The sequence below is a fragment of the Microcoleus sp. K4-B3 genome, from assembly GCF_036704615.1.
Classification (GTDB): Bacteria; Cyanobacteriota; Cyanobacteriia; order Cyanobacteriales; family Microcoleaceae; genus Microcoleus.
The window spans coordinates 1-8,787 of record NZ_JAUBSF010000145.1 but is presented as its reverse complement, the minus strand read 5'-3'; the positions used below and the strand labels follow the sequence as shown (position 1 = coordinate 8,787).

The 8,787-nt window shown below is 42.1% G+C and carries 5 protein-coding genes; 2 read left to right on the top strand and 3 right to left on the bottom strand.

The window, feature by feature from the left end; translation table 11 throughout:
* Positions 1-93: 93 nt before the first annotated feature.
* A complete protein-coding gene (locus QUA78_RS30775) occupies positions 94-771 on the bottom strand; it encodes a PEP-CTERM sorting domain-containing protein (protein ID WP_333306190.1) in 678 nt (225 codons plus the stop codon).
* 177 nt (positions 772-948) lie between these two features.
* Positions 949-1,977, bottom strand: a complete 1,029-nt coding sequence (locus tag QUA78_RS30770; protein ID WP_333306192.1) for a site-2 protease family protein — start codon at positions 1,975-1,977, stop codon at positions 949-951.
* A 919-nt stretch (positions 1,978-2,896) separates the two neighbouring features.
* Between QUA78_RS30770 and QUA78_RS30765 the strand changes: the two genes are divergently transcribed.
* On the top strand, positions 2,897-4,339 hold the full coding sequence (locus tag QUA78_RS30765) for a S8 family serine peptidase (protein ID WP_333306194.1): 1,443 nt from the start codon (positions 2,897-2,899) through the stop codon (positions 4,337-4,339).
* Here the strand turns inward: QUA78_RS30765 and QUA78_RS30760 are convergent.
* Positions 4,336-5,406 (bottom strand): IS630 family transposase, encoded by a 1,071-nt coding sequence (locus QUA78_RS30760; protein WP_333399203.1) that lies wholly within the window; start codon positions 5,404-5,406, stop codon positions 4,336-4,338. The two genes, QUA78_RS30765 and QUA78_RS30760, sit on opposite strands and share 4 nt — an antisense overlap.
* Positions 5,407-5,665: 259 nt before the next feature.
* Between QUA78_RS30760 and QUA78_RS30755 the strand changes: the two genes are divergently transcribed.
* Complete coding sequence (locus QUA78_RS30755) at positions 5,666-8,731, top strand: hypothetical protein (protein ID WP_333306198.1); 3,066 nt, start codon at positions 5,666-5,668, stop codon at positions 8,729-8,731.
* Positions 8,732-8,787 lie beyond the last annotated feature (56 nt).

Sequence of the window (8,787 nt, the reverse complement as noted above, 5' to 3'; positions counted from 1 at the left end):
TAATTTTAATAATTTTAGGAATCGCGTATTAGCTTGCTTTTCTGATTAGATAAACTTATAACCATAAGTTCAGGAGAGCCCTTCAAATTAATATTACACCTTTTTTGCCGCCCTTTTCTTCCACCACAAACCCATTCCAGCAGCCACAAACGTACCAACAGCAGTCATCGGTTCCGGTACAGGCTCATACTCATAAAATGCACTAACTGTAGTGTTAGCCGCAACCTTACCGTCGAAACTTCCCCTAACAGGATTCCCCTGAATTTGAGTAAAACCCGTTGTCACCAAACCTGCGATAAAAGTATCCCCATCGCATCCACTTAACGCACTCAGAGACTGCTGGGAATCATAACTCTTTGACACAGTACCGGAAGCCGAACCGCTAACACTTCCTGTAGCGCCATTAGCAATCCTCGTTTCCGGCGGACTGGCTAACACACTTAAAGTCAAATTAGGGTCAACTTTTAACAGCGGAATATTCACAGCAATACTTGCATTACTCGTCGCCGTTCCCATAAAATCTCCAGTCAAAGGAGTAATGCTAACAGTGTTATTAACAGTAGATTTAACCGTAACATAAGCCCTTAATAGCGTTCCTAACAGCGAATTAAACTTGGGCAAAACCACATTAGTGCTACTATTTAATGGCTGGGAACCCAGATCCACGGTATAAGTTTGAGTTAGAGTGGCAGCTTGTACAGAAAAACATTGACTAACAACTGCCAAACTTAAACTTCCGCCAACAATTTCCAACTTTTGATAAACATTCATTTCGCTCAACTCCTACAAGAATAAAGTTGCATTTTGAATAATTAGTATTGTTTAACCGCTTCGAGGCGCGTAAGCGCTCTTGTCACAAATGAAAAAGAATAAAGAACAAGGAAGGAGTAGATAATCTTCTACGGGAGCAATCGTGGCACGGGTGTCTCGCCTGTGATTCATCTGCGGTTAAAAACTCGGAACATTTAACAATACCCAATTTCCAATCAAGGACATTAAGTAACTAAACGCCCAAACAGTATAAACTATACTCAAAGGCGCATAGACTGCTAAAACCCATCGCGTTTCGACTGCTGCTTCAATCTCCTCCCTTCGCAACAAATCTACATAAAAATTAAAAGATTTGTGTCGCAGATTGTTAATCCCTGTGGCAGCAACTAACAAATAATAACCGTCAAATCTATTCAACGGATTCAAGTTAATTGCCACTGTCAGCAATGCCGCCACCATCAACAAGTAACTAATTTGATGCCAAACTAAATTCCCTTGAGATAACAGCCATATCCAAACAGCAACTGCCCAAATTGTTACTTGGATCAATACTCCCGCAGCTACTACTAAAACTCGCTGTTTCCGCCGGACTAAACTGTATTGGTCGGTTGTATCTGTATAGCATCCGGGGATAAGACACATAAACAACAATCCAATTTCTTTAACTATGCCACCGTAGTGTTTGAGTGTGAAAGCGTGACCTAGTTCATGCAACGCTATTACTAGCATTGTCATTAAGACAACTTCGATCGCATTGTCAATTTTTCCCGCTGTCAATAACTGCTGGTGCGAGGCGGCGACTTCCGCAGCCGAAGCCAACCACACTGCTACGGATGAAGAGATGAAAGCGCACAGAAAAAAGCCAAATTCCCACGTCCACATCCAGCGAAATTTGTCGATGTGCCGCGATAACCAAACATCGGGATTGACTAGGGGAATTGTGAAGGATAGCAGGTTGAATTTAGCTTTCGGCGGCTTGCTTCCTTCTAGCATTCCTGCTTGTGCTAAGTCTTTCAAAAGATTTTGCACATCTTCTAAATCGAGGTCATATTCAGCGAGAATATTAGTTACTGGTTGTTGACTTAGTTGCAAAATTACCTGTTTGTCAAAGTCGTCAACTTGCAGACAGGTAATGTCTTCGGGATTGCGAAGTATCCAATAACCGTCGGGATGAGGTATCCACTGCACCGCTGATTTTAGTTGCATGGTTTGGCAGAAGGAAGAAGGAAGAAGGAAGAAGGAATTACGGTTTTTAGGCGGAAACTCGATCCCCCCTAGCCCCCCTTAAGAAGGGGGGGACAAGAGTTTCACTCGTCTCGCAAAACATCGGAGAGAACAGAGAATTCACTCAAAGTCCCCCTTTTTAAGGGGGATTTAGGGGGATCTAGACTTTCGGATCGACTGGAGGAAACTGTGCGTAAGTCTTCTTGAATTGTCTTGAATCGATCGCCCAATTGTGTTTGTATGTTTTCTCCGCTGGGTTTTTGAGCATTTAGAGTCGCCCTAAGTCTTTCTGAAAACGGAAAGTTTCAAGGCTAAATTTTTCCCTGTTTTAATCAAGCAGGGAGGTATTAAAGTATTTTGTGAAGAAGCTTTAGTGATATTTGTTTGGGCTTTAGACTTTAATCCAAATTTCACGTTGTTATTATATTATCAGAAAGCAGAAAAAAAGCAAGTATCTGTTCTAACTATTTTAGGAATTACGCATTTTTTAACTGTCATTGCGTGGGAAACCTAGTGTAGCGGATGTTTTGCTTGAGGCGGGGATTGCTTTCCCGTCGCAAGGCGTAAGTCATAATTAAGTTGACCGAAAAAACTTTACCGAAACTTTACGATCGCCAACAAAATTTGGGTGTATGATAATCGTGTGAAGAAGCAAAAATCATAAAAACTAAGCATTAACAAAGTATTTGTCCGATCGCCCGCCTGACCGTTAGCAAAGCGCGGCAGATGTAAAGCGATCGCCAATGCAGGAAGTTTGTTAAGTTTGCGTAAATTCTCAAATAAACAGAAATTTCTGACGATTACTTAAAAATCCTTGTCAAGGAAGGGTTTTGGTTGAATGTGTGAAGACATTTAATTAAGTTCGTGCGATCGAATTCATATTAATCAGGGTGTAAAAGTTATGGGCTGGCTAAATTTTGGTGGCAAAAAACGCAAACAGGCTCAAGGTTTTGGCAATTCCCAGCAGGGGAAAAGCCGGAAACGGCGAAAAACTTTTATATTAGAAAAAATTGTGACTCCGAGTGCGGGTGTTGGGGGTTGGCTGCAAGATTTTGACCCGCTGCATCAGTTAGTGAGTTCTTTGTCGCTGTCAGATTTACATTTACCTAATTTCTTAGCTGATAGCGGTGTTTGCCCGATCGACCCGAATGGAGCACCAACTAACAATCTACCGCCGCTGATTGATTTTGACCCGCTGGGTCTGTACCATGATGGGGTTGCCACTCAAACTCCTTACAATCCGGGCGGTGCGTTTGAGACTTTGCCGATTGCTGTAATTCCTGTCGATCCGCATTCGCCGAATCCTAACAATCCGAATGCAATCCGTCAATTGCTAGATTTTCCTTTGGCTTCTCAGCCCTATGTAGGGTCGATTGATACTGGTGTGAGTGCGGATAGTCCTTATTTGAATTACGCGAATATCAAGACGGGCCGCGATTATGTGGGCGGGGATGACAATCCGTTGCTGAAGCCTGGGGAAGGTAGCGAGCACGGTACTTTTATGTTGGGGATTATTGATGCGATTAATAAGACTGCGCCGAAGTGGGTGGGAAGGGCGATCGATTCTGGGAGATGGGCTGATTCTTTGGTAGAGTTTGTAGATGCTGCGAAGGCTTCTGGACAGAAAAATGCGATCGCGAATCTCAGTTTGGATTTGACTCAGAAGAATCCCGACGGGAGTGTGACAACGCGCTATGAGTTGACTCCGCAAGAAAGAAGTGCGATCGAATATGCGCGGCAAAATGGGGTAATGCTGGTAGTGGCGGCGGGTAACGACGGCAGTGTGATGTCGGTTTTGGGTCAAGCTTCTCAGTTTGACAATATTTTTACTGTTGGGGCTGGGGATATTAACGGGCGATCGAACTATTCTAGTTACGGGCTCGGTTTGGATATTTTGGCGGATGGCGGCACGACTGAACACCCCGGTTTATCGACTGTGGGAAATGATTTGGGCACGATGGCGGGGACTTCGGTAGCGACTGCTAAAGTTGCGGGGGCGGCTTCTTTGGTTTGGGCGGCAAATCCTGCTTTGAACTATCGCCAAGTGATGGAGATTTTGAAGTCTGCGGCGAGGGATTTGGGGACGCCCGGATGGGATGATGAGACGGGTTTTGGGTTTTTGAATACGTTGGCGGCGGTGGATTTGGCGAAGAAGACGCAGCCGGAAGTTTATCAGCCTACTCCGTGGGTGACGCCGGATACTTGGAGTGGTGAAGGGATAGTCACGCCGGAGGAACGGGCGGCTAAAGGTGGAAATTCGATCGCAGCGGCTACTGTACAAGTATCAACTAATTTCTCGGATATAGCAATCCTAAATGATTTTCTATATCTAGAGCAATCCTAAATAATTTTCTGTGTGTAAGTATATTGACGTATTTTGGGGAAATCAAATTTATGTTCGTTAGTAAAAAACTTAAACAAAAATTTGACAATCTTAAAAGACTTACATAAATACCAATACTTTCTTAAAAAGTTTTTAGCTTGTAACCAAATATCTTCAACGGGATTCTGTTGGTCCGCATTGGGAGCAAATAAAATACAAGTAATTGACCAATTATCAGGTTCTTTGTCACCATTTAGTTCTAATAAAAAGTCTCTAAATTCTCCATATTTATGATAACTAGCTCCATCCCAAATCAAGATAATCTTGCGATTTTTATATTTATTTTGTAAGTATTTTATGAATTCAACTGTTGATTTTCCATCACCAGATGGATAACTTTGAACATGGAATTCTTTGCTTTGATAATTGAGTGCGCCAAAATAAGTTTGTCTATCTTTTTCATTGGTAATTGGGACTTCAATTCTGATTCTAGATTGACCCCAAACATAACCAGTCAGATCGCCATGAAGTAGATGACATTCATCTAAAAACAATACTATTATTTCCCCAGATTCTATACATGACTTGTTTTTAAATAAAATATCGTTAATTTCTTCCGTCTTTTTTTTTACCAGTTCTTTATCAAATTTAGGATTGGTTTTTTGAGTTTTTTTCCAACTAATTTTCGCCCGGTTGAAAAGTTCATAGTAACTCTGTTTTGATTTATATATCACACCAAATTCTTGCTCTAAATAAGTAACTAACTCATCTAAATTCCAATATTCTTTATTCTTTAGCCACTCGATTACTTCAGTATTTTGTCGAGCTGTTAAATACCCTTTTGACCCTTTATGTCCTAGTTTGATTCCTGCGATGCCTTTGGTTTTAAATTGTTTTTTCCAATAACCAATAAAAAAATTACTTACACCTAAAATTCTGCTAATCTCATGGTAGATAATACCTGAGGTCGCCATTTTTACAGCTATTGCTCGTTTTAGTTCTCTGGCATCGATATCGCTTTTAATGAAAGATTCTAATTGGGCTATTTCTTTTTCTCTATCTTTTTGTTGCAGTTGTAAGTTATTCATTTTTTTATGGTCACAATTAAGTATTGCATATAATTGTATCATAGTTTTGATAATGATTTAGGATTGCTATATCGATCGGGTTGACGCGAATCAGCCTCAAAAATATTATCAGTTTACGGTAAATGAGCCTGGTTATGTAACGTGGAATTTCACCAGTCTCAACCCTGTTTCAGGAGTTCCCGGTCCCCCGAACGTAACCATCATCAAAGCTGACGGTAGTTCTGCGTCTCATCGCTTCCATAAAGGGGGTTCTGTTAATATGTTTGTAGGAACGGAGGGACAGACTTCTTTTTCAGGCGGCGATTTCTACGATCCGGGGACGTACTATCTCAAAGTCGGCGGCGTTGGGTCTACTTTAAAAGATTACAGCATATCAACTCAGTTTAGTGCCGATCGAGTTGCGAGTTTTGCTGGGAATGTACAGTACAGAACTCAGCCCTATAAGTCGTTTGAGGACAGCCAAACTGCGGTGTTCTCAGGGCCGACTGTCTCTGAGTTAAAGAATTTATCAGGTCAGGTCACTTATAACAATACAGATTTCAACAGCGGGGTTGCTAAGTATGGGTTTGAAGTGAATGAGTCGGGAAAATTCAGGATAAATTTGAATTCTCCCAACGGTAAAATGGAACTGAACATTAATAAATTTATCGGTTCTGAAGATAGACCAGTACAAATTGGTGGCTTTGGTGGGGTTCCTGCTAACTCCGATGGATGGTTGGAAGTCGATCTGAATAAAGGGCGCTATGAGATTGAAGTGAAAACTCCCTGGGATTACTGGCGAGAACCTGATTGGAATTCGGCTCAGCAGACGCTGGTACGACCTTATACGTTGAATGGCACTTTTACTCCCAATGCGCCACAACCCGGACAAGGGAAAGTTCCTGCGTCTGCTGGGGCATTTGATAAGACTGTGGTGAGTAGTGGGGTTGTTAATCACTATTACAAGAATGGGTATTTGACGGTGCAGCCTTCGGGTCAAGCAAGTTGGTATAGCTATGGCGGTGGCGGGGTTACGAAGGTTACTGTGGTACCCATACCCGATAAATTGTCTCCAGATTATGCCGGAAATTCACCGGATATGGCTCGTAATATTGGGAATTTAATTGGCACGAAAACTTTTCAGGATGTTATTGATAAAAATGACCGCTCAGATTACTACAAATTCGATATTACCACGGAAAGTAAAGTTAATTTTGCTTTGAGTGGAAAGATGGGAAATACAGGGTTTTATTTGTTCAAAGACTGGAAGATAAACAGCGACACATCTACACATATTGATATTCTTTCAGGTACTACTCCCGGTGTTGTTCCAGAGTTTAGCGAGACTCTCAAACCGGGAACTTATTACGTGGTCGTTCACAAGCCCGAAGGTTATGATGGTGGTGAATATGACTTGAAATTGTCGGCAATTCCTCTAGGTGACCCGGATGGCAATTACTCAATCCCAACTTCCCAAGTTATATTTGCTTCGGCTGACTTGGGTGATGGCATAGACCACAAGGCGGTTGGGAGCAGCATTGGTGGAAATCTTGACCGTGAGGATTATTATCGGTTTACTCTGGATAAAATATCTGATGTTGACATCCTGTTGAGCGGAGATAATGCAAAGGCAAAATTCTATTTAGCTAAAGATGTTAACGGTAATGGAAAAATAGATTACGGTGAGGGTTTACAGTGGGCGAATCAGGATGCGAATAGCAAAAAGATTTCTCGGTCTTTAAGTCCTGGTACTTATTATGTTGTTGTGAACTCAGACGATCGCGTCAACCAGACAAAGTACAATCTTAATGTCGATACTAAGCCGGAAACAGCAGGAAATTCTCCCTCAGCGGCTCAAGATATTGGTGTTTTGAATGGCAGCAAAACTGTCAAAGGATTAGTTGATACCAAAGCAGATGTCTACGATTACTATCGGTTTAAGTTAGACGAACCTGGGAATGTCAGCTTGAAATTAGATAAGTTGATAGCCACATCATCTAGCGATAGTCAGGGTATAACTCCTGTCGTGAGTGTGGAATTGATGAATGCTAACAATCAGATTTTGGCAAGTGGTCGCGGCGATTCATCTTCAGCAGCTTCTATCAATGGATTTTTGCAGCCTGGATATTATTATGTTCGGGTCAATTCTACTGACACAACTGGTTACGCGAGTTACGAGTTGACTCTGAATGGTGAACCTGCTTACAAGAAAGCAATTGATGCTGAGTATGCACGTTATCAAGGGTTATTAGGATCTCCTACTACTGGCTATTGGCCGGCTGCTGATTCACCAAATGGAACAAAGGGCTACGGTCAAAATTACGATTATGGCCATGTCTTCTGGACTGCTCAATCTGGGGCGATCGCACTGTGGTATGGCTTCGCTAATACTTACAATCAAAACGGCGGTTCTAACGGCTGGTTAGGCTTCCCGACTAAAGGAAAATGGGATTGGGAAGGTGGGCAACGTATTGATTTTGAAGGGGGATACATTTATTGGACAGAAAAGGAAGGGGCAAGAGCTTTCAAAAATAATGAATTACCTTGGGAGAAATCCATCGCTGCTGAGTATGTACGTTATCAAGGGTTATTAGGATCTCTTAATACTGGCTATTGGCCGGCGGCTGATTCACCATATGGAACAAAGGGCTACGGTCAAAATTACGATGATGGTCATATCTTCTGGACTGCTAAATCAGGGGCGATCGCACTGTGGCATGATTTCGCTGATACTTACAATCAAAAAGGTGGTTCTAACGGCTGGTTAGGCTTTCCGACAAAAGGAAAAGAAGACTGGAAAGATGGACAACGTATTGATTTTGAAGGGGGATATATTTATTGGACTGCTCAATCTGGGGCGAAAGCTTATCGCTTTAACGAATCTCCGAGTTTAGACAAAACAGTTGGTTACGACGGTACTAACACCCATCAAACTTACGTTAATACTTTCAACCGCAATGGTGGGGCTTCGGCTTTGGGTTCTGCCACTGGTAATGTGCATCCTGCGGGAACGGGAAATGGCTATCTTCAAGAATTTTCAGGGGGTTCTGAAGGTTCTGGGGCAATTATGAAGTCTGGTGCTAACGATAATTCTTTTTGGGTTGGCGGTGACTTTTGGAATGCTTACCAAGGTGCAGTTAATACCCAACATGACTGGGGCTATCCTACTTCTGATCGATTTGTGAATGAAAATGGATGGCCGGCACAGAATTTTCAAAACGGCAAAATTGTACAACAAGACGGAAAATTATATTTTTATCTGGTAAACCAAACATCATCTAATTCCGATCCTAGCCCTACGCTAACTCCGTCTCCTAGTCTCCTAGGGAGTATGTCACTTTTGTAGTGAGTAATTATACTCAGGCAGCTTGTCTCTGATTTCCAATTAACCCGTTCAAGTAA